Raw genomic sequence first — 22,931 nt, 5'->3', positions numbered from 1 at the left:
AGAATAATGAAAGACCTGAAAGAAGGGTATAAAAAAGAACCGGCAGGGGCGACAAAACGCTTCTGCCAGTTCCTGAAACTGAGTCCGGATACCTTAGAACAATATAAATATTGGCATAACAGCCATAATATATGGAAGGAAATTCCTCTGGGCATCCGTAAGGCGGGCATTCTGGATATGGAGATCTATATGATAAATGATATAGCCTTCATGTTATTGGAAACAGCTCCCGATTTCGACTGGGATGCTTCTTTCGGTAAACTGGCTACATACGAAAGACAAACCGAATGGGAAGAATTTGTATCTCAGTTCCAGATAGTGGGAGAAGGGCAACGTTCGGAAGAAAAATGGCAGCTTGCAGAGCGCATATTTTCCCTTACGGACGCCCTGAAGTAATCCTTATATAAACTAAATATTAAAATGATAACAAAAGAACATATTGCAAAATTTATAGAACAGGCTCATCGTGTCGGAAAAGAGCGATTGCAGCTTTGCAGCAGCGGCAATCTTTCGTGGCGTGTGGAAGAGCATACAGCATTGGTATCGGGTACAGGATCATGGCTTCCACGTCTGGCAGAAGAAAATGTAGCCATATGTGATATATCAACAGGATTGAGGATAGATGGCCCGAAGCCCTCTATGGAAAGTGTCTTTCATCTTGGGGTATTACGGGAGCGTAAAGACATGAACGTGGTTCTTCATTTCCAGTCGGAATATGCCACAATTGTTTCATGTATGAAGAAGAAACCTGAGAATTTCAATGTCGTGGCCGAAGTTCCCTGCTATTGCGGCCGTGAAATTCCGGTGATACCCTATTTCCGTCCCGGCTCTAAAGAATTGGCGGATGCTGTGACAAACGCCCTGAGAGAGCATGACTGCGTATTGATGAACAAGCATGGCCAGGCAGTTTGCGGAAAAGATTTCGATGATGCCTTCCAGAAGGCGGTCTTTTTTGAATTTGCCTGCGGTATAATTGTGCGTGCAGGTGAAGGCAATTATCAGACTTTGAGCGATGAAGAAATCCGTGATTTGGAGGTCTATATCCTGGGAAAAGCAGGATCATAATAGTTATGAGTTATAAGTGTTGCACTATTTGCTAATTAATTGGCACATTGCATATTAATCAATTAGATCATTATCATGGCATATCTGGCTTTAGACCTTGGCGCAGGAAGTGGCAGGGCGATTGTCGGTTTCATTGAAAACGGGAAGGTTCATTTAGATGAAGTCCATCGTTTCAGCAATCCTCCCACCGGATTGGGAGATACGCTTTATTGGGATTTCCTGTCACTTTTCTCAAACATAAAAGAGGGTATCCGGTTAGCCGTAAAAAAAGGCTATACGTTGGAAGGCATCGCAATAGATACCTGGGGTGTCGATTTCGGGCTGATAGACAAATCGGGTCATTTACTATCCAATCCCGTTTGCTATCGCGATCGCCGTACCGAAGGCATGTCTGCCGTAGCTTCCGGATCTGTATCTGCAGAAGAGCTGTATGCAATTACGGGAATTCAGCAGATGGAAATAAACTCCGTTTTCCAGCTTTTAAGTCTTAAACAAAAAGAAGACCCGGTATTGTCAATCGCCGGTAAATTGCTGTTTACTCCCGATCTCATCAATTATTTCCTTACGGGAGTCGCCTGTAATGAATATACTATAGCTTCTACGTCCCAATTATTAGACGCACGGACACGACATTGGAGTAAAGCTGTCTTTGATAAACTGGATTTACCGTACCGATTGATGGGAAATATCATATATCCCTGCAATCTTATTGGCAAGCTAAGGAATGAAATTGCGGAAGAAACAGGTGCTGACGGTATTAACGTATTTTCAGTCGGTTCGCACGATACGGCCAGCGCTATAGCCGCTATTCCGGCGAATGGTAAAGATTGGGCATTCCTGAGTTCGGGGACATGGTCCCTGTTGGGTGTGACAACAGACAGACCTGTCCTTACGGAAGAAGCCCGGAAAAATGACTTCACAAATGAGGGAGGTGTAGACGATAAGATTCTCTTTATGCGAAATATTACAGGGCTCTGGCTTTTGCAAAGACTGATCGACGAATGGGAGAAGGCCGGCGAAGAATGTGCGTATGCCCATTTGTTTTCCGAGTGTAATAATGCCGAACCTTTTCGCAGTATTATAAACAGTGATAATCCTGCGTTCACCCATCCCGCTTCCATGACGGAGGCTATCCGGGAATACTGCCGGAATACCGGTCAGGCTATTCCCGTATCGAAAGGGGCACTGGTACGCTGCGTACTGGAATCCCTTGCCGTTAAATATTATTTTGTAATGGCCCGGTTGCAGGAATGCACAGGTTTGGAAATAAAACATATCTTTGTGGTGGGAGGCGGAAGCCGCAACGAGTTACTGAATCAATACATAGCCGATGCATTGAATATGGAGGTGATAACAGGCCTCACAGAAGCAACGGCAGTAGGAAATATTATTCAGCAGGCTATAGCCGGCAAACAAATACAGGACTTGAAAGAAGGACATAATATTATAAAAAACAGTTTTGAGCAAAAAATATATTATCCCGCTAACACAAAAAAATGGACTGATGCAATAACTGAAAAAAAACAACTGTTCCAATAAATTTTAATCAACTTAACCTTTTTAATATCAATACATACCATGCAAAATAATATGAAGAACAATTCTATGTTCAGGGGAAAAGATGGCCAGAACTACCTGTTCCCGTTTATACTTGTTACCAGTTTGTTTTTTCTCTGGGGATTTGCGCATGCATTATTGGATGTGTTAAACGCGCATTTTCAGGAAATATTGCAAATATCCAAAGCGCGCTCGGCGTTGGTGCAGTTTGCCCTCTATGGCGGTTATTTTGTGATGGGTATTCCTGCCGGGCTGATAATTAAAAGATACGGGTATAAGAAAGGAATTGTTTTCGGGTTATTGGTCTTCGCTATCGGAGCTTTTCTTTTCTATCCGGCGACGTTAATCAAGGCATTCTTTCCTTTCCTCATAGCGCTGTTTGTCATTGCCTGTGGGCTGACCTGCCTCGAAACCGCGGCTAATCCTTATACAACGGTTTTAGGGCCGGCCAGATCGGGGGCAAGGCGTATCAATCTGGCTCAATCCTTTAATGGCCTGGGCTGGATATTAGGTCCTCTGGTGGGAGGATTACTTATTTTCTCGGATAAAGGCGATCCTTTTTCCGCATTAGCTACGCCTTATATAGGCATCGGCGTGGTTGTATTGCTTATTGCCGTATTGTTTATACGCACCCCTTTGCCTCAAATAGCGGCAGGAGATACGGAGTCATCCGGAAGTGCTGTATCCGCGGATACCAAAAGCCGTTACAAAGACCTGTTGAAACATCCCCTTTTTATATTCGCTGTGGTGGCCCAGTTCTTCTATGTGGCGGGACAGACAGGTATAGGCAGTTTTTTTATCAATTATGTGATTGAAGTACGCCCCGATATATCCCATCTGGAGGCTTCCCAGATACTTGCATTCGGCGGGATGGGTATGTTTATGGTCGGCCGTATATCGGGAAGTTACATGATGAAATTCTTTAATCCCAAGAGGCTGCTGGCAATATATGCTTCAATGAATATTTTGTTGATGGTTGTCGTGGTTATGGGATTGGGTATGATATCGGTGGTCTGTCTGTTTGCTTCATATTTCTTTATGTCTATCATGTACCCTACGATCTTTGCGATAGGTATAAGCGGATTGAAAGAAAATACGGAAAAAGGCTCTTCCCTTATTGTTATGGCTGTGGCCGGAGGTGCTGTTATCCCCATGCTGATGGGGCGTATAGCCGATTTGTATTCTATGGCTGCCGGATTTGTAATTCCGTTGGTTTGCTTTGCCGTGATATTAGCTTTCGGAGTAAGTAAGTTGAAGAATTAAAGGTTTATCTCTTTCACCGGGTTCCAGAATACGGCTTTCCAGTTTTTTATCCTGTCATTGACCACAGTGATTCCTTCGGCTTCGAGTAGCCTCTGCATTTCACCCGAATTGCCGAAAGCTTCTTTGGCCGATAATACCCCGCTGCTATTGACTACACGGTGGGCAGGAATACCGCTTTTAGCGGAGTCGCATTGTCCCATAACACGCCCTACCATCCTCGACATATTGGGATGGCTGATGGCTTTGGCTATGGCTCCATAGCTGGTTGCCCGCCCGTAAGGTATCATTCTGACAATCTCATAGACGGCTCCGGTGAAATCTTCTTTATCGAGTTTAGGCATGGTTTGATATTTATACAAATATAAGATTAAAAACGGATAGATTAATGGTGATGTTTTGATAAGAAGTTTATCTATATAGTAAGCTGTTAGCGGTTGGCTGATAGCTGATAGTTCTTTGAAGTATTGATTAAAGTAGTTACGAGTTTGCCTCGCCTTCGCTTCGGCGAATGTTATTTCTTCGCCCTGCGGGCAGTTACAAGTTAGTTCACTGTTTACTGCTTACTGTTAACTGAAATATGTGTTACCTTTTTTAAGATAAAGATGGCATGGGCTTTTCCGCCCCCTCAAACATTAAAGGAAACAGGGGCGTCGTATTATGACCACCCCTGCAAACAGTTTATATTTGTGTGCTTACTTTCTTGTTATTTTTATTACATAACCTCCACCAGGAGCCATAGATACCGGTAATTTTTTATTTGACGGAATATCTATTGTTTCTTTCTTGTAGTCGCGGGCGGCACGGTCGGCATTTATCCCGTCTTTGAATACTTCACCTTTGAAGTTGCCTTCCCCTAAGAAAGACAGATCAAGTTCCATGCTACGGGCATCCCAGTTAGTCATGGCGCCTACATACCAGATGTTACCTTTTTGGCGGGCGATGGATACACATTTTCCGATTTCCCCGTCCAATGAGATAGTGTTATCCCATACGGTGGGTACGGCTGCGATAAACTTTGTACATTCCGGCTCTGACATGTAGTTGGACGGACTATCGCATAGCATGTTCAGAGGTGATTCGAATATGATGTATTCGGCCAATTGACGGCAGCGTGTGCCCTGACTCATGGCTTCGTTATACACATTCCTGTAATTACCTTTTGTCGCATTACGCATTGCGCCTTGTGTATAGTCCATCGGACCTGCTACCTGCCGGATGAATGGAATAGTAACATCATAGGTAACCTGATCGAGTTCGGGACCTGACCATTTCAACTGCTCCAGCCCATTAACCCCTTCAAAGTTGATTACATTCGGATAGGTACGTTGCAATCCGGTTGGCTTATATGTACCGTGGAAATCTATAAGTACTTTGTATTTAGCTCCCATTTCAGCTGCCCGGCGGTGAAAGTCTACCATGATCTGGTCATCCCTATCCATAAAGTCAACTTTAAATCCTTTGATGCCCATCTCGCTGTAGTGCTTGCAAACCTTCTCCAAGTCCCTGTCGAAAGCATGATATCCGGCCCACAGGATAAGGTCTACATTCTTGGCTTTGGCATAACTGACCAGTTCCGGAAGGTTGATCTCAGGTATTACCTGAAACAGATCGGCTTTTTTGTTGACAGCCCATCCTTCGTCAAGGATTACATATTCAATGCCGTATTCAGATGCAAAATCAATATAGTATTTGTATGTCTCGTTGTTTATACCCGCACGGAAGTCAACACTATACAGGTTCCAGTCGTTCCACCAGTCCCAGGCGACTTTTCCGGGTTTTACCCAAGAATAATCCCCTTGGGAGGGTGTTGCAAGTTTGTATACCATATCACTGTCGGCGAGTTCCGAATCTTTTTCGGCAACAATAACCACTCTCCAGGGGAAGTTTGCCGGGCCATCGGATTTTGCTATAAATGATTCGCGGGAACCGACTAATATCTGGAGTTCGTTATGTCCTCCCTGACGGGTATCTTTGGGGTATGGAGCGAAAACACCCTTCAATCCGTTTGCTGTTTCACGCGGATACAGAAACATTCCCGGATAATTCATCAGGTCAGCTTCTGTGATGCAAACCTTTTTTCCTTTCGCTCCTTCAACTACTAGCGGTGAAATCCCAAGGCGCTTTTTGTTCCATGCAGATAGAGCTATATTGTGATACGGCTGCTCGAATGAGTTAGAAAACTGGTTCTCAAGAGGCGTGGTTTCCGGTTTGTTGGCATAGGCAACAAATACTTTCACGTCAGCAGGGAAGTTAAACTCAGCTTGTTCATTCTCTATAATGAACGGCTTCTTCGAAGTAGAGACAAAGCGATAAGCAATACCATCGTTGTAGGCCCGGAATATAATATTGTAATCACCTTTGAACTTTAGAGCAAGTTCATTGTAGTTGTCCGTGATCTTATTGCGTTTATAAACAGAGGCGTCAATGGTTTGATTTACAGCTTTTACGGATGATCCGGATAGCCTGGCATTAATACCAAAGGCACTACCATCAGCCAAGGTCATGGAAACAGACGATTTGGAAAGTATCAAGTCTCCTTCGTGAGATACGGAATATTCGACTGTTTTACCTACGCTGATGCTGGTTTCCAGCTTGCCATTGGGAGATTTCAGCGTGAATTGTTTTTGGGCGGTAACTGTCATTGTATAACAGAATAAAAGGCAGGATAAAGAAAAGATTACCAGATTGTTTTTTCTCATTATTAGTTATATTTGAAGGTTTATTATCCAATTTATATGCTATCCTTTCAGATTAGAAACAAGCCTGTTCACGGTTTCACACATTTTGCCGTAGTTCTCTTCCATCGACTGTAGTAATTTATATTGGGCATGTGTGCGTACCAGGTTATGGGTGTTATTCTTCACTTTGTAATAGTTATCACCGTCAATGTAATCCATGAGGAAGCGGAGAACCTGTTCGAAGGTAATGTATTTGGCGGAAAAGGCTAAATTCTCTGTTTCAGCCGGAGTAAGGAACGTAATTGCTTCGGATAGGTAGCCTGCTGTGTACCCTTCGAAGATATCCATCTTGATATATACGTTATCCGGATTCTCATCGTCTTCTTTGCCGGCATTGGTATATGAACGGATAGCATCTCCATAGTCATTGAGGCACATACTGCTCAGTACTGTATCCAGGTCTATCACACACAATACATTGCCCTGTTTGTCGAACAATATATTGCTGATCTTGGTATCATTGTGGGTAACCCGCACCGGAAGTTCACCACTTTCGAATTTGTTCCATAAAGCAAGCATTTCGTCACGACGGCTCTCTATCCATTCTATTTCTTTTAGCACCTTCTTTTTGCGTCCTGCCGGATCTTTCATCAATATTTCATTCCATTGCTGAAAACGGAATTTCATATTGTGAAAACCAGGCAATATATCGGCCAACGGCTCTTTCATATCAGCAAGCAAGGCTTGGAACTTGCCGATTCCTCTTCCTCCTTGCGCTGCTAACTCCGGGGAATCTGCGTATTCATAAGCAATTGTATTATCGATGAATAAACATGCAGCCCAATATTCTCCATCTTCATCCAGATAATATAGCTTATTGTCTGTTGTAGGAGTTATCGTAAGGGCTTCACGCAAAGGGTCTCCTCCTTGTCTTATAATCTTTTCTTTTAGGTGGGTGGTCACTTTATGGATGTTATCCATCATGGCAGGAATATCTTTGAAGATATTCTTGTTTTTCTTTTGGAGTATATAATCCGGATTATCTCCTACAGTTTCTACGAAAAAAGTATCGTTGATAAGCCCTTCGCCTAAAGGTCGTATTTCCTTTACAGGCCCGTCGAAAGCAAAGTGTTTTTCTATAGTCATCGGTTAAAGGTGTTTATTTAAGATATATAATACCGGATGCATTTGGTTTAAAGGATATAACGAAGATAGAGGTTTCATTTATATTAACATCCATTTTTTTGTATTTTTTCGAAATAGAATTATCTATATGATGTGTGTATCCCAAGAATGGATTTCATAAAAATAACTTTAAATCAGAATGAGCAATAAAATAAAATATAAAAAAAGGCTTTTTTTAGTTCGAATGTATAATTAATGGTAATTTTCTATATATAAGATTATTATAGTTCTTTTCTGTAAGAATAAAAGCGGCCGGATATCTTATACTGTGCATTTTTTGGAAATATAAATTTGGATAATAAATTTTTTCTACTACCTTTGCACTCGCTTTAATAAAGCAACAGGGAGATTCCGTAGCTCAGCAGGTAGAGCACATCACTTTTAATGATGGGGTCCTGGGTTCGAGCCCCAGCGGGATCACTAGCAAATGATGCAAAAAGAAGTAAAACCTTGATTTTCAGTAGAAAGTCAAGGTTTTTTCTTTTGTCCAAATAGGCAGAAAAGGGCAATTTACGACAGTATATACATGCCTAAATCGTGGACAAATAAGCGTGCGAAAAATGGTCCACGATTTTGATCATTAGTCATTATTTGTCAGCAACTTACCTCATGACTACTTGATGGTTTAAACGTAATTTTAACCACAAAAAAAGTAGTAAAATGAAACAAAAATCCTTCCATGTTTTATTCTTTCTCAAAAAGAATAAAATCAAAGCAAACGGAGAAGCCCCTATCGCCATGAGAATCACTGTAGATAAGCGATTCTGTGAAATGTTTATCCGAAGAAGTGCATTAGTAGAGAATTGGGATCAGACCAAAGGAAAGCTTAAAACCAAAGACAATCTATCAACCGAGATCAATATGTATATTGATACGGTCAGAGCTAAAGTTCAGAATATCCATAGGCAACTCGAAGCCGACAATTTCGAAATATCCGCAAAAGAAATCTGTAATCGATTTTGTGGTGTTGAAGAAAAGCACAAAACTCTTATTGACGTTTTTGAGGAGCATAATAAAGAGATCAAGCAATTACAAGGCAAAGGTTATGCTCAAAAGACAATTATCCGCTTCGAAGGTACAGTAAGATATTTGAAGGAGTTCCTAAAGAAAGAGTACAAGAAGTCCGATATCAATCTAAAGGATGTTGATTTACCCTTCATTCAGAAATTTGATACCTTTCTAAAAGCAGAGAAGAATTGTGCTCAGAATACAGCTATCACCCGATTAAAGCAAGTAAAGAAGATTATGCGTATTGCTTATTCCAATGACTGGATTCAGAAAGACCCTTTTATGACTTATCGATTCAAGTTTGAGGAAACGAATATTGAGTTCCTAACACAAGAAGAATTGAATTCCATCATTCAGAAGGATTTCTCTATTGAAAGACTAAGCACAGTCAAAGATATTTTTCTCTTCCAATGCTTTACAGGATTGGCATTTTCGGATATTGAGCAACTAAAGTCTGAACATTTGGTAAAGGACAATAATGGCTCACTGTGGATTCGCAAAAACCGACAAAAGACCAATAATATGTGTAATATCCCTCTTATTACAGCAGCAAAGATGCTTATAGATAAATATGCGAACCATCCTGAGTGTATTGAAAAGAATGTATTATTTCCTGTACCTACTAATCAACGCATGAATTCTTATTTGAAGGAAATTGCCGATTCGTGTGGAATTACAAAGAAACTTAGCACTCACGTAGCCCGACATACAGCGGCAACAATTGTATTTTTAGCGAACAAAGTATCGTTGGAAAATGTAGCTAAAATACTTGGGCATTCCAATGTTCGCACAACCCAGCATTATGCAAAAGTATTGGATAGTTCTATAATGAGGGATATTCAAGAGGTAGATAAGAAATTCTCGCTCTAACTCTCTTTTCTTTCATCTGAACACAAATGTATTATAAGAGAATAATTTAATCAAGGTCTAGCTCTCCGAGTTTGAATAAATAATCTTCCTTTCTGCGAAAGTGTATTATTTATCAAAACCTTGCTTTTATTATTCTCTTTTTAAATGGGGTGTTTATCAGTTGAAAAGAAAAATAATATTGAAAGAATCTATAATGTTCAAATACAATACATTAGACTCTTTTGTTCTAATATATTTATCTATTAGATATTCTTTGAACAATTGGTAAGTCTGCGTCTGCCCAATCTAAATCGAAAAGTTCATCTATACTACACCACTTTATAGCATGATGTTCTTTTCGTAAAATATTACCGTCTATTATATTACAATAATAGGCCGTTAAATTAATAATTGCGAAGTCGTATTCATGTTTGACCTCCACAGCATGATCTTTTATTATAATTGTACACCCTAGTTCTTCTTTTATTTCACGAATGAGGGCCTCTTCTTTAGTTTCAGCTACTTCAACCTTACCTCCTGGAAATTCCCATTTATAAGGTAAGTATTTTACATTCCCCCTTTGAGTGCATAGTATTTTGTCTTCTTTTGCTATTATTGCTGCTACTGGAAAATCCAGTGAGCGTTGCCCCCTCGTGCCAAATCTAAATTGACCCCTGAAAAAACTTTATGATTACCCCTAAATTATCCTGGTCGACGGGGTCATTTTTATTTTAGATTTACTTGTTTTTGTCTACCTTCATTTTTCTCACACTCTCACCGGTAAGTTCTATCTGATGCGCCGAGTGGACGATGCGGTCAAGAATGGCATCAGCGACTGTTGGTTCTCCTATTGCATCATACCAGTTGGCAACCGGTAATTGTGAGGTCACAATGATAGATTTGCGCTCATGACGATCTTCGATGATGTCAAGCAATATTGAACGTTCTTTAGCGTCAAGAGGAACAAGAAAGAGATCATCAAGTATAAGTAACTGACATCGTTCTATTTTCTTGAGTTCGGCCTCGAAGATCCCCTTTGTCTTTGCAACTTTTAGCGCTCCCATAAGTTTGGATGCATTGGCATAGTTAGTTCGTATTCCGTTCTTACACGCCTGATACCCAATGGCTGTTGCAATATAACTTTTGCCGGTTCCGGATGAACCGGTAATGAACAGATTCTTTCCTTGACGGATAAAGTCAAGCGACGAGAGCCGTTCTATATGGTTGCGGTCGAGACTTCGATTGATGGTATAGTCTATATTCTCAAGATAAGCCTTGTATCGAAAGCCGGCCCCTCGAATCAGGCGTTGTATGGAGGCATCCGAACGATAGTCCCATTCACGAGCCAATAGTAATGAGAGGAAGCCGTCAGCAGTCATAGACTCGGCAACGGTGGACTGCAGGCTTTCCTTAAAGGCGGCAGCCATACCATGCAGCTTCATACGGTTCATCAGATCCAGAGAAATGATATTTTGGTCTTTCTCCTGAGTAACGGGTGCGGTTTTATTATTTGTTTCCATTGTTGTTGTTAGTTTTTGTTGTTGATTTTGAGAAGTATTCACGTCCACGGATGTTCTTGTGGTGCGGAAGTGATAAGTTGGTGTCCGAGTCCTGATCAGCCTGTGGCAGAAAGTCTGCATCATCGCCCCGGTTCAGGATACCGATAACATCTTGATATCCGTAAACGCGCATCAATGAAGCACAGGCGCATGCCGCCACAAGCCTGTCCTGTCCGAAGGTCTTTTCCAAGGCTAGGATACCTCTGCATGAGCGGAAGGCCTGAGGCATATATTTCTTCTGCGATGCTACATCCTTGAGATAAAGCAAGACGATATTATCTATCTGAGTAGCTCGTTCAAAAACCTCGTCCAGATCCTTTTCGTAGCTACCATGCCTACCGGGAAGATTGTGTGCCTCCTTCCGAGTGTAGCCATAGGGAGTGTCATCACGCTGGTGGGTTGTTACCAGCCGCAGGCCATAGAAGATATCGAGAGTATCAGCATCGTAAACAATATCGACACGCTTGCCTACATATTCCTTTGGCACGCTGTAATGATGCTTCTTGAGAGTTACATAGCTATTACGCATCACGGTCACAGATTTGCGTTCCTTCATCTGATACCGCACAGAGGGTAAAGTTCGTAGATAGTCTTTTTCTACCTCTTCAAACAACTGCCTGCGAGACTGATTGCGTCCGGTAAGTTTTCTCTCGTTGAAACGACTTAGAGATTGGATAATGCAGGCATTGAGTGATTCCAAATCATGGAACATCAGACCTTCGAGATCGGTATAAACAGACTTGTACATCAGTTTTACAGCGTTCTCTACAAGGGCTTTGTCTTTTGGGTGCCTGACACGTGCCGGATATACACTACAACCATAATGCTCGGCAAAAGCGGCAAAGTCTTCGTTAATAACCGGCTCATTGCGATTGCTCCGAGTTACCGCCGACTTCAAATTGTCAGGGACGATTGCAAAGGGCACACCCTCATAGAAGTGTAGTGCATTCTCACATGCTTTTATAAGGTCTTCTTTCTTCTGCGACCAGACTGCCTCACAGTAGGTATAGTGGCTACAAGGAAGGATGGCTACAAAAACTTCAACGGATCTGACTTCGCCTGTTTGCTCATCAACAACCTCTAGACGGTCGCCCGCAAAATCAATATACAGCTGGTCTGCGGCGTAATGCTCAACGTGACCCACCGGACGTGATACAAGCCGATAACGTTGTATGTACGCGCCGAAACTTGCATGACGGAATCCACCCGGATGCTCTCGCCGGTACTCTTCATACAAAGATTTTACTGTCACTCCTTTGCGTGTAAGTCTTGCGGCATACTCAGGTAAGAGCGCCTCCAGTTCCAACTGACGCACTGAAGGGGTACGTTCCCTCTCACCGCTGCTTCCAAACATCTCCTCAAGGCGCTTCGCCGGCATGGACTGAAGCTGCTCCATTGGCATACCACTCTCTTGAAACAAACGCACATACTTGCGCACTGTGTTACGGGATAGCTCAAAGGTCGCGCTGATACCTTTTATACCCATCCCCATTGCATAGCAATGAAGAATGTTTGCTAATTTTGTTGTCATAGTAATTTTAGTTTTAACCCATCGACCAGGAGGGTAAATCTAAATTACATAAAAATCCCCTGTTGGTTTATATTCCGACAGGGGACATTTTTATTTTGGCGAAAAGGGTCAAACATATTTTGGTACATGGGGTCAATTTAGACTGGCACGAGGGGGCAACGCTCACTGGATTTTCCAACACCGTCCGTCCTTTAAAATTCTGCGAGTGTCAAAGAATAATGTTGCTGTCGGTTGTTTGGAATAAAAGGTACTCATGGCATTGTCAATTGAAGTTTTTTATAGCTCGTGGTGCAAATTAATTTGCACCAAAATTTGCACCACAAGTGTACAAAATATAATGATAATTTGCACCACTGTTAATGTTTATTAACATTTTTAATAATCACAAATATCTGAATATCAATAATTAATGAATATTTCTGAAATAGAATGAAATGGTGAAGATCTGACTCATAATCAGGGGGTCCCTGGTTCAAGCCCAGGTGGGACCACACAGAAAATGAAAGACTTACAGTAAAATGTAGGTCTTTTTTTATTGCCTGAATTTTGAGAAGTTTACTAGGTTTTGAAGAGGTAATGTAAACCAGACTGTAAACCCTTTTCCGGCTGCATATACCCAATTCATTATCTCCCGCCTAAGCGTCTTTCTAAATCCCTTCATTGCACAAAAAACAATAATAATCGTTATGCTTTTATTAGATTCATTTAGAAATAGAGTGTGCTATAAGAAAAGATTATTAAAAAAACTGCAGTTTTAAAATATTATCTGCCATCAAAGCGTCTTTAATAACAAGCGCGATTTAATATTTTACACAGGATATGATTAAGACCATTGCAATAATAACAGACAGAGGCACACCCGGCAAGGAAATAAAAGAAAATATGCAAGTAAATGTATTCAGACTGGAAAACGATAAAGTATCCGGTTATGAGAGTATAAAGCTAAGGAGTAGCGACACCGGTAGCTTTTCTAAGCTGTTAAAAATAAAGAAGATAAGCTTGGTTTACATAGATTCTATGGGCAATGAACTAAAACGCCTGCTGCAAATATTAGGTATACATGTAAAATGTAAGGAAGAATGGGAAGGGGATGATTTTATCCGAAAATTCGTTTTTAGTATATAACCCTGTCGAAGCGGGAGAGTCTGTATCAAAAAAAACTGACTTCATTCGGAATAATTCTATATTAGAATTTCATCTTCCCAATGAAGTCAGATTTATTATATTATTTACTATTTACTTTAAGTTGTAAACCACTGTTAGAACAGAATTAGGTGTTACAAAAATAGAATTACCTGTATCTTTAATACTTTCTTCTTCCAGATCCTGAGTCTGACTGGTAGTATATGTTTTTATCGACTCTATATCTGCATTTGCCAGATTAGCCCTCACATCATACCGGCTTGCTGACAAATTGGTATATACTGCCACCACTTTTTTACCATCCGGCGAAATATACGCACTCCCGAATAATTCTTTTGATGTATTCTTCATCTCAAGTGCTACGCGTTTATAGTCTGGACGTATAAACAAGCTATAGTTACCAAGCACCCATAATGTTTTGGTTGCGGCATGAGTCCCGCTTTGGGTAATATCACCATAGTCGCCTCCGGCAGGGGTCACCTTTATCAGTAAAAATCTATTCTTATGATTCCAGCGCTCCTGGTCGATACTTGTCCAGTAAGACCATGAGGAAACATTGGCATATACAAGGTCGCAGTGTATAACTTTCGACATATATAAAGCTATATCCATATATGAAGCATTGTCGAAACCAACAAACTCACTGCTGCTGTATCCATCGCCAAGCATGCTCCATTCAGTCTGGTAAACTTTCAGACCGGCCGCACCGGCTTTTGTTCCAACGGTAGTTCTTACGTCTACCAGGTTTTCCCAATTTCCATCAGTCCAATAACTATGACCGGCAACAATCGGTGCTACATGTTTCAGGTCTCCTACATAACTGGAAGATGCATTGTCGAACAAATTATATATCACATTCTTTCTTCCGTTATCACCATCGGTTTCATATAAATAATTCCAGGCGGCGGCTTCTGCCAATAATATCTTTGTATTAAGCCCTTTATCCTCTATGGCCTTATCGAGTTCTACAGAAAGTTTCTTAATCTCACTGTTTTGCCAGCCTGAACCTTCTTGTCCGCTTTCCCAGTTGTATTGGGGTTCGTTTGCCGGGCTTATATAATCAAAGTCAATCCCCTTATTCGTCTTGAAATAATCTATTGCAGAAACAATGTAATTGGCAAAATCGTCATAAGCGTCGTCTTTCAGATTGGAATATGCTCCGGACGCCGAATAACCTTTTCCATTGCGCGTAAGATATACCGGAGGAGTATTACTGAACATTACAAACTGTTCGCAACCATAGCTCTTTGCTTTTTCGAGGAAGTATTGTTGCCCGGCTTGCTTTGTCCAGTCTAATGTTCCATCTGTCGGGTTCATAAACGATTCGGCCCGTCTGGTGGCATCTTCTATACCACTGGCTGCACCCTGTTGCGCAGTACCTCCTCCCAGATTGAAACGCCACCCGGACAATCCGATGCCATCCGGCTTACCTCCTGTTATATTATTCGAGAATAATAATTTTGCAATATCCTCTTTCTCTGTCTCCGTCCAATAGGTACCTATATAGTTAGGTGCCCAGCAATCGGAAGCCGCAAAACTTTCGATAGTCTGATATGTCGTACTGAGCGATATGGTAACATTTTCATTGCCTTCTTCCGTTTCTTCACCTGCTCCGGTGTCCGGCGCAATGGTTGGGGTTGGATCATCATTACATGAAATGCATGATAGAAACAGACACATAAATAAAAACAGCTTTATAATCTTCATGATGTCATTAATTAATAAATTAAAGATATAATAGTGTGCTCTTTATTTGAAATTATAAAGAATCAAGAGCACACTATTTTTGTCTGATATATAAATCAGAAATTAGGGTTTTGCGCAATACTTCCTTCCGACAAAAGAACTTCAGTATTAGGAATAGGAAATAATAAATCCCTGTTTTCCTGGAATGTTATTCCTTTATTACTATTCTCCGTCTGATTTGTCAACTCATACTCATCCGTAGATTCATATAGATTATATCTTACAAAAGTCCCGTTCTGACCAAATACATTGCAGATGGCCTTTTTACCGTTGTCGTCCGTCCAGCGGCGAAGATCATACAAACGATGATTTTCAAGAGCTAATTCCAGACGTCTCTCCAGTCTTATCGCATCTCTAAGGGCAGTACCCGATGATGTTACTTCCGGTAATTCTACACGGTCGCGTACTCTTTTCAGTGCTTTACGGGCGTTTTCATCATGTCCTTCTTCATTTGCTGCTTCAGCATACATTAATAAAACATCTGCAAAACGAAGCAATCTGTGATTTAAATTGTTATGATTAGCGTCATATGGGGTAGTTCGCTGAGCGTGAGGAATATAATACTTTCTGTTTATACGTGCCGATTTATGTTTAGATGGAGTTATCAAATAATCTTTAGCTTCATCGGAATCGTCTCCCGGTACATCGTCTCCATTCTTTACAATAGTCCAGCGAAGGCGCTCTGTATCTCCTGCGTCCAAAAATGCTTTTTCCAGATTACTGGTCGGTAATCCCCAAGACCATCCCGAATCGTCACGAGAACCGGTAAACACAGGCAGCCTACCTCCTAAGTTGTAGCTGATATCGGAATTGAATTGGACTTCGAAAAGTGATTCCACGCTATTGTTATGATCTATAGACCATACATCCTTAAAGTTGGTACACAAATCATATTCCTGAGTATCTATCAAGTCTCCTAATATGCTTTCGGCTTCGCTATATTTGCCTTGGTATAAGTAAGCTTTACCCAGATATCCCATCGCTGCGCCTTTTGTAGCCCTGCCAAGGTCTGATGAGCTATACTCGCTTTTTTGAGGCAATCCGGCTATCGCATCTTTCAGATCCTGCTCTATCTGAGTATAAGTTTCATCGATACTTTTGCGTTGAATACCGTGTACTTGTTCGGGCATTAGCATATCCAACACTATAGGTACTCCTCCATAATTCTTCACCAAATCGAAATAGTAGAACGCACGGAGAAATTTAGCTTCAGCTATCATTCTTTTGCGGAGAGTCTCATTTTTAATAGGAGAATCTGCAACCCTGTTTATAACGATATTACATCTCAATATACCTTTATAACGGTATTGCCAGAAATTTGATATAGGCCCGTCAAATTTAGGGTTTCCGTAATGACCCATTCTAAGCCAGTCACTCTGCGACTGGGTTGTATTACCCAACCAAAGGTCGTCTGTACACATATCGAATCCTACATAAGGAGCCTGAACCTGCCACCAGTCGTCGAAGAATATGGCTTGGTAACATCCGGCTACCTCCTTCAGGCACTCTTCTTCCGTTTGGAAGTATGTATCGAGATTTTCCTGTCCTAATACAGGTCTGTCGAGAAAATCGGAACAACTTCCCAATGAAAGCATTAGAGCCCCGCCAATAAATATTTTTAATATATTTTTCATTGTTTGCTACTGATTAAAAGTTAATATTAAGACCGAACAGGAATGTGCGAGGGTTAGGATAACCCAGATTGTCAATACCGGCTTCCAATGCACTACCCAAAGCTGCGCGCTCCGGATCCATTCCTGAGTAGCTGGTAATAGTAAACAGGTTTTGAGCTGATGCTGAAAGGCGTATACCTAATCCTTTGGTCATTTTTGTTGGCAGGGTATAACCTATCTGCAGTAATTTGCAACGGAAGTATGATCCATCTTCAACGAAGAATGAAGAAACCCTGCGGTAATTCAGGTTAGCGTCAGTGTATGAAAGACGAGGGTAATAGTTGCTTGTACCTTCACCTCTCCATGCTTTATCGTATGCGTCTGCAAATACATTCTGTCCTTCGGTTCCCGCATAAAAACCACCCTTGGCACTGTTGTATATATCGTTTCCGATAGTACCGTAGAAGTTAGATACCAGATCAAAGTTTTTATATCCCAAACGGATGTTCAAACCAACCATCAGATCAGGGAAAGCGCTGCCTATATATGTTTTATCTTTTTCGTTGAATACACCATCATTATTCAAATCTTTGAAACGGATATCTCCCGGAACAGCATCCGGCTGAAGCAATTCTCCTGTGTTGCTGGTATGACTGTTAATCTCTGTCCAATTCTGGAAAATGCCATCTGCGACATAGCCGTAGAAGCGGCTGATCTCTCCTCCGACTTCGTTCTTTATAATGTATTCATTAAAGAACCCTCCCCTTAAGTATTCTGTAGTAAGACCGAAACCTTTAGCGATATTTTTTACACCGGAAAGGTTTACTCCAACTTCATAATTAAAGTCTCTCATCTGGTCTTTCCAATTCACCGATAATTCCCAACCTTTGGCTTCCATACTACCAATATTAGACCACATTTCGGCATTCCACATCGGATAACCTGTTACCATCAGATTTTGTTTCTGGATCAACATATCCTTCGATTTTTTCAGAAAAATATCAGCTGTAATATCCAGACGGTTATCTAAAAAGCCTGCGTCTATTCCCAGATTATAGTCTTCTACAATCTCCCATTTCAACATCGTATTGCCTACAGAGCTGACAGAGGTTCCTATATAGCGGTCGGAGCCGAAAACATAATCAGCTTTATCGATCAGGTTCAGGTAAGCATTTAGGTCTATAATATCATTTCCTACACGTCCCCATCCTGCACGGACTTTCAGATTTGATAGTACATTCTGGTTTTTCATGAATCCTTCTTCCGATACTCTCCATGCCACAGAAGCAGCAGGGAATGTGGCATATTTATTTCCTTTTGGGAATCTGGAAGATCCGTCGGTACGAACCGAAGCAGTAAGATAATAGCGGCTATCATAGTTATACATTACACGTCCTAAATAAGATATATAGGATTTGTATACATCAGTTCCGTCTGCCTGAGGGTTTAATGTTCCTGCCTTTACATACTGAAGATTCGGATGATTGTTTGGTACTGCTTCTCTAGAGCCGGTCAACCAATATTCTGCAGACTTCTCCATAGTGAAGCCACCCATCAGGGTTAGATTATGTTTTTCATTGAATGTACGCATGTAATTCAATGTATTGGTCCACGTCCAATCTACCCAATGATTTGAATTCCGTTCGATTTTGCTCTGTTGACTTTGTTCAAGATCATGAATATGGAACTGAGGAGTATAATTATCGGTCATTCTGAAGCGCGCATTTACACTGAATTGAGTGCGGGCAATCAATCCTTTTATCGGCTCAATACTCAGATACGGATTCATCATCAGCCCGTATTCATTGCTGTGCTTGTTCTGACGGGCAACGCTTCCTGCCGGATTCCAAACCTGATTGTGGTAAGAACGGGCATAATTGCTGTACTCATTTATACCCCAGTTTTCTCTGGCTCTATATACAGGTGTTGTCGGGTCCATGCGCATAACGGCATCGAACAGGTTAGGCGTATCTGTCCAGTTCTCGTAACGTGGGGCAAAATCTATTCCAGCCTTTACAACACTGTTGAATTTGTATTCTGTGTTGAATCTACCTGTAATACGTTCCCAGTAACCAACGTCGAACTGAGAATTCTGGCGGAAATATCCCAAACTACCACTGTAAACAAATTTATCTGTTCCTCCCTGAAAGCTAAAGTTATATGATTGGGTATATGCCACATCGTTAACTACCTGATCCCACCAATCCGTATCAGAGAATGAACCGATACCGGCAACATCCCAGGGTGCATTACTTCCGCCTTTAGCTTTGTCGTTTTCGAAACGTTCTTTAAATACTTTCTCATAAGTAGCGGCATTAGCCATATCGGGTTTGTTCAGGGTTTGCATTCCTAAAGATGCGCTGGCCTGGAATTTAGTTTTTCCTTCCGATCCTTTTTTTGTAGTAATCAAAATTACCCCATTAGAACCTCTGGTACCGTAGATTGCTGCGGCTGAGGCGTCTTTCAATACTTCTATACTTTCTATATCATTTTGGTTCAGGAAATTTATATTCGCTCCTTGCCCCAAAGGTACATTGTCTACTACATACAGCGGATCGGAACCGTTTATTGTGGTCACACCGCGGATTATCACGCGCGGGTTGTCTCCCGGGCCACCCGAACCGGTGATCTGCACACCGTTGGCTTTACCCTGCATGGAATATAAGGCATTTCCTGATGTCATGTTCTTTAATGCTTCTCCTTTTACGGTAGTTATTGAGCTGGTTAGGTCGCTTTTCTTCACCACGCCATAACCGATAACCACCACATCGTCAAGCATCTTTGTATTATCTTCCATCACAACATTTATAACCCCGCCTTTGTCCATCTTCACTTCCTTGGTTATAAGGCCGATCATGGAGTATACAATCGTAGCGTTTTCCGGAACATTCAACAAAGTATAATTACCATCTATGTCTGTCATTGTTCCATTGGTCGTGCCTTTTTCCATTACAGTGACGCCAATAAGAGGCTCATTGCCGGCAGCCGAAACTTTTCCGGTAAGTGTAACTCTGGTCTGTGCCATAAGACACAGAGGCAAGGTTAATAATAGAATTATCAGATATTTTTTCATAAGTATTTATTTATGTTTTTTTACTTCTGTTTATATTTACTCGCGGACAAGTTTAGCTCTTCCCAAATGAGCGTCAAAATATAATTTATAAGAACCTGTCTGTTTTACTGTCGGTTTCGCCCAGTTATCAGCACCGTTAGGCTTGGTCCATGCAGGGTTCTTATAGTCGCCATAATAATTGAATATTTCCGGTTCGTCCGAATTATCTACTCGCCATGAGCAATAGTTCCACCATCCATCAGAGTGCCAGTTGTGGAAAACAAAATTCATTTTCTGTCCTGCTTCCAAAGACAATGGATTAGCCAGGTAATAGAGGTGCGGATTGGTCGCATCCTGTGTAAACCGGCTTACTTCTCTCGGATTGGAAGTCATATAACCAAAATAGAACTCCTGAAGCCAGCTTCCGCCATCACCCCAAGTATCCAGACTGATAGAACCGAATTTATGAGGGACAGGATCAACCGCATCAGCAATCGCATAGGTCTTGACTTTGTAAATAACGGTTTTTACATTAAATGTAATTTCATAATATACATTCGCCTGAGTTAACACGATAGGTTCTGCAATATCGGGATCATCAGTCAATTTTGTGTTATCGGCAGGATCGATACCGAAACAAATCGGAGTGAAATCGCTTTTTTGAGGTAAGAAGAAAATCTCAGTACCTGCTTTCTGGCAATAATAATTAGCTTTATATTCAAAAGCGGCAGTACGCTCTATACGCATAGGCACGCCAAATACATCACTGTTCAACTCGGCTACAGTCGCTACATCCGCAAGGTACATTTTAGGGAAGTCCGGCATTTCCGATACAGTGATCACACTGGTCTTGCTAGTTTCCAGCCCTGCTTTGTCAACAGCTTTTAATGTCAGGTTATATGTGGCTACTGCCGAAGGTAATGTTATAGGGTCATTAAATTCAAGAGTCTTGCCTGAATTTGTGAAGGTTGTGATTTCTCTCGAATAATTGATTTCAGGTATGTTTATTGTTACCAGATCCAATGCCTTATCATCTTCTGCTGTAAATTTAACGTTCAATCGTGTTTCTGTTTTCAACAGAACAGTTATGGCTGCATCCGGAGATACGGTAAATACAGGATTTGTAAAATCCCCGTCCATGGTAACCAGTACAGTTTCTGTAGTGGTACGTCCGCCGCGGTCGGTAGCGGTAACATCTAATTGAAAATTGTCTCCTTCCAGCCCCTTCACTATCTTGTATTTATAGTTCAGGTCGAAAGAATATACAATACTGTCTGATGTAAGATCTATAGTTTTATCCAGATTGAATGCCGCATTTTTCAGATTGATGGAGCGAAGCCCGTCTTTATCTTCTACTTTTGCTTTGATTGTAATTTCTCTGCCGGGTTCTGTCTTTATATTCGAAGAGCCCATAACAATTGTAGGAGGTAACCCGTCTACATCGGAATAGCCATCATCATCGCTACATCCATTCAATAGAAATAGAAGGATCAACAGCAAGCTAATACACTTTTTTGTTTTCATGAAATCAGATTTTAGTTTATGATTTTTTTAATTTATATTGAATGATACAATTAAAACCGCAGCTGTGAACTTTCCAATTGTACCAGCACTATATTTCTGCAGCAAATGTATATATTGATCGACTACGGACGTGAACGCAAACTAATCATTAATGAATGCTAAATCGGTCAATGCCTGATTAGGGTATCTATATTATCAGATTATTATTACATTTGAATATCAATAGTCAATAGTCTGATAGACCCTATGAGATCATTTTTGTTCCTAATTAATTTAAGTTGCTATTTATAGATTGTAAATTTTATCAAAAGTATATCCCCAAATGAAAGCAATAAGTTTAATCAAGAACCCCTTTTGAGTGACGGCATGAATTTTCTTAGGCAAATACTTGGTAATATCACTAAAAGCTGTTTCAATCCGCTTTCTGTGAATAGATATCAGATATTCCATACACGGATTATGCGGCTTTGTGGAATTACTTTTCCTGGCAGCTTTCAGATAAATATTATTATCGGCCAGCATGTCTTCAAGCAAATAATCAGTGTAAGCGGAATCAGCCAGAAGTTGACTTCCATCAGGCAGGTTGACCGGCAATTGTTTTATACCGTCAATATCATGGATTCCGCCTGCTGTAAAGGTAAATTCTACGGGAATACCATCCGAAGTAACTATCATATGAACTTTAAAACCATAAAAATAAACACGTTTGGAAGCACATTTACCTCGGTATTGTTCCCCTTTGACAATCCTGGATCTACTTATGCGTATATTATGGCAGACCTCTACAGGAAAGCTATCGATGCTATAAGTTGTCTCAAGGCTCATACCCTTTATTGCCTGGCCTGTATAGAAAAAGAGTTGGCTAAGAAATTCTCCTATATTGTGCAACCTGCGGTTGAAGCGGCTTTTGCCAAGCATACGAGGCATCAATCCGGTAGAACGGACAAAACAGATGGATTTCTCTATATTGCCTGCAAAATACTGGGCGGCAATCAGAACTACCGTAATGATTTCCGCATCACTGGTCTTACGGCTCTCAGGCTCTTTGTGGTTCATCGATTTCAATATATCATCAAAAAATACGTATATTGCAATGGTTTTTGTAACCATGGTCAGTCCTTTTTTGTGTGTTAGCACCGCAAAGTTAAGGGATTGACC

Annotated in this window: 17 protein-coding genes and 2 tRNA genes; 8 read left to right on the top strand and 11 right to left on the bottom strand. The window is 41.1% G+C overall.

Going from position 1 to position 22,931, the window contains the following annotated elements; genetic code table 11:
- The first annotated feature begins 6 nt into the window (after positions 1-6).
- The 4 genes from ACYQ3L_RS06795 to ACYQ3L_RS06780 all read left to right on the top strand — a co-directional run bounded on the left by ACYQ3L_RS06795 (position 7) and on the right by ACYQ3L_RS06780 (position 3,885).
- Positions 7-396, top strand: coding sequence for an L-rhamnose mutarotase (locus ACYQ3L_RS06795; protein WP_291109672.1), 390 nt, complete (start codon positions 7-9; stop codon positions 394-396).
- Positions 397-420: 24 nt separating this feature from the next.
- Positions 421-1,065 carry a class II aldolase/adducin family protein gene (locus ACYQ3L_RS06790; protein WP_379994178.1) on the top strand — a complete coding sequence of 215 codons (645 nt, stop codon included), beginning with the start codon at positions 421-423 and terminating at the stop codon, positions 1,063-1,065.
- Positions 1,066-1,140: 75 nt separating this feature from the next.
- Positions 1,141-2,604 carry a rhamnulokinase gene (locus ACYQ3L_RS06785; protein WP_379994177.1) on the top strand — a complete coding sequence of 488 codons (1,464 nt, stop codon included), beginning with the start codon at positions 1,141-1,143 and terminating at the stop codon, positions 2,602-2,604.
- Between the two features lie 51 nt (positions 2,605-2,655).
- Entirely contained in the window at positions 2,656-3,885 is a 1,230-nt protein-coding gene (locus ACYQ3L_RS06780) for a sugar MFS transporter (protein ID WP_379994176.1), read from the top strand.
- Here the strand turns inward: ACYQ3L_RS06780 and ACYQ3L_RS06775 are convergent.
- The 3 genes from ACYQ3L_RS06775 to ACYQ3L_RS06765 all read right to left on the bottom strand — a co-directional run bounded on the left by ACYQ3L_RS06775 (position 3,882) and on the right by ACYQ3L_RS06765 (position 7,709).
- A complete protein-coding gene (locus ACYQ3L_RS06775; RefSeq protein ID WP_379994175.1) occupies positions 3,882-4,226 on the bottom strand; it encodes an MGMT family protein in 345 nt (114 codons plus the stop codon). The two genes, ACYQ3L_RS06780 and ACYQ3L_RS06775, sit on opposite strands and share 4 nt — an antisense overlap.
- Positions 4,227-4,577: 351 nt before the next feature.
- Positions 4,578-6,584, bottom strand: coding sequence for a retaining alpha-galactosidase (locus ACYQ3L_RS06770; protein WP_379994174.1), 2,007 nt, complete (start codon positions 6,582-6,584; stop codon positions 4,578-4,580).
- A gap of 39 nt (positions 6,585-6,623) precedes the next feature.
- The gene (locus tag ACYQ3L_RS06765; protein WP_379994173.1) at positions 6,624-7,709 is read right to left on the bottom strand and encodes a phosphotransferase enzyme family protein; all 1,086 of its coding nucleotides are present in this window, start codon (positions 7,707-7,709) and stop codon (positions 6,624-6,626) included.
- Between the two features lie 386 nt (positions 7,710-8,095).
- Between ACYQ3L_RS06765 and ACYQ3L_RS06760 the strand changes: the two genes are divergently transcribed.
- Positions 8,096-8,168: transfer RNA gene (locus tag ACYQ3L_RS06760), tRNA-Lys, on the top strand.
- 240 nt (positions 8,169-8,408) lie between these two features.
- Positions 8,409-9,626, top strand: coding sequence for a phage integrase SAM-like domain-containing protein (locus ACYQ3L_RS06755; protein WP_379994172.1), 1,218 nt, complete (start codon positions 8,409-8,411; stop codon positions 9,624-9,626).
- A 235-nt stretch (positions 9,627-9,861) separates the two neighbouring features.
- Here ACYQ3L_RS06755 and ACYQ3L_RS06750 read toward each other — a convergent pair whose 3' ends face one another.
- The 3 genes from ACYQ3L_RS06750 to istA all read right to left on the bottom strand — a co-directional run bounded on the left by ACYQ3L_RS06750 (position 9,862) and on the right by istA (position 12,695).
- Positions 9,862-10,218, bottom strand: a complete 357-nt coding sequence (locus ACYQ3L_RS06750) for a (deoxy)nucleoside triphosphate pyrophosphohydrolase (RefSeq protein WP_459952468.1) — start codon at positions 10,216-10,218, stop codon at positions 9,862-9,864.
- Positions 10,219-10,342: 124 nt separating this feature from the next.
- A complete protein-coding gene (gene istB / locus ACYQ3L_RS06745; protein WP_459952321.1) occupies positions 10,343-11,125 on the bottom strand; it encodes an IS21-like element helper ATPase IstB in 783 nt (260 codons plus the stop codon).
- Positions 11,112-12,695, bottom strand: a complete 1,584-nt coding sequence (gene istA / locus ACYQ3L_RS06740; protein WP_380002093.1) for an IS21 family transposase — start codon at positions 12,693-12,695, stop codon at positions 11,112-11,114. The genes istB and istA overlap by 14 nt, the downstream gene beginning before the upstream one ends.
- A 424-nt stretch (positions 12,696-13,119) precedes the next feature.
- Between istA and ACYQ3L_RS06735 the strand changes: the two genes are divergently transcribed.
- Together ACYQ3L_RS06735 and ACYQ3L_RS06730 are read left to right on the top strand one after the other, a co-directional pair.
- Positions 13,120-13,186: transfer RNA gene (locus ACYQ3L_RS06735), tRNA-Met, on the top strand.
- Positions 13,187-13,514: 328 nt separating this feature from the next.
- A complete protein-coding gene (locus ACYQ3L_RS06730) occupies positions 13,515-13,820 on the top strand; it encodes a hypothetical protein (RefSeq protein WP_379994051.1) in 306 nt (101 codons plus the stop codon).
- Between the two features lie 111 nt (positions 13,821-13,931).
- Here ACYQ3L_RS06730 and ACYQ3L_RS06725 read toward each other — a convergent pair whose 3' ends face one another.
- The 5 genes from ACYQ3L_RS06725 to ACYQ3L_RS06705 all read right to left on the bottom strand — a co-directional run bounded on the left by ACYQ3L_RS06725 (position 13,932) and on the right by ACYQ3L_RS06705 (position 22,883).
- A complete protein-coding gene (locus ACYQ3L_RS06725; RefSeq protein ID WP_379994052.1) occupies positions 13,932-15,545 on the bottom strand; it encodes a glycoside hydrolase in 1,614 nt (537 codons plus the stop codon).
- 95 nt (positions 15,546-15,640) lie between these two features.
- On the bottom strand, positions 15,641-17,218 hold the full coding sequence (locus ACYQ3L_RS06720; RefSeq protein ID WP_379994053.1) for a RagB/SusD family nutrient uptake outer membrane protein: 1,578 nt from the start codon (positions 17,216-17,218) through the stop codon (positions 15,641-15,643).
- Between the two features lie 13 nt (positions 17,219-17,231).
- Positions 17,232-20,270 (bottom strand): SusC/RagA family TonB-linked outer membrane protein, encoded by a 3,039-nt coding sequence (locus tag ACYQ3L_RS06715; protein WP_379994054.1) that lies wholly within the window; start codon positions 20,268-20,270, stop codon positions 17,232-17,234.
- A gap of 36 nt (positions 20,271-20,306) precedes the next feature.
- Positions 20,307-21,773 (bottom strand): hypothetical protein, encoded by a 1,467-nt coding sequence (locus tag ACYQ3L_RS06710; RefSeq protein ID WP_379994055.1) that lies wholly within the window; start codon positions 21,771-21,773, stop codon positions 20,307-20,309.
- Between the two features lie 285 nt (positions 21,774-22,058).
- A complete protein-coding gene (locus tag ACYQ3L_RS06705; RefSeq protein ID WP_459952367.1) occupies positions 22,059-22,883 on the bottom strand; it encodes an IS982 family transposase in 825 nt (274 codons plus the stop codon).
- Positions 22,884-22,931 lie beyond the last annotated feature (48 nt).

It is taken from the genome of Dysgonomonas termitidis (genome assembly GCF_054657735.1).
This window is presented reverse-complemented; position numbering and strand designations above follow the sequence as displayed.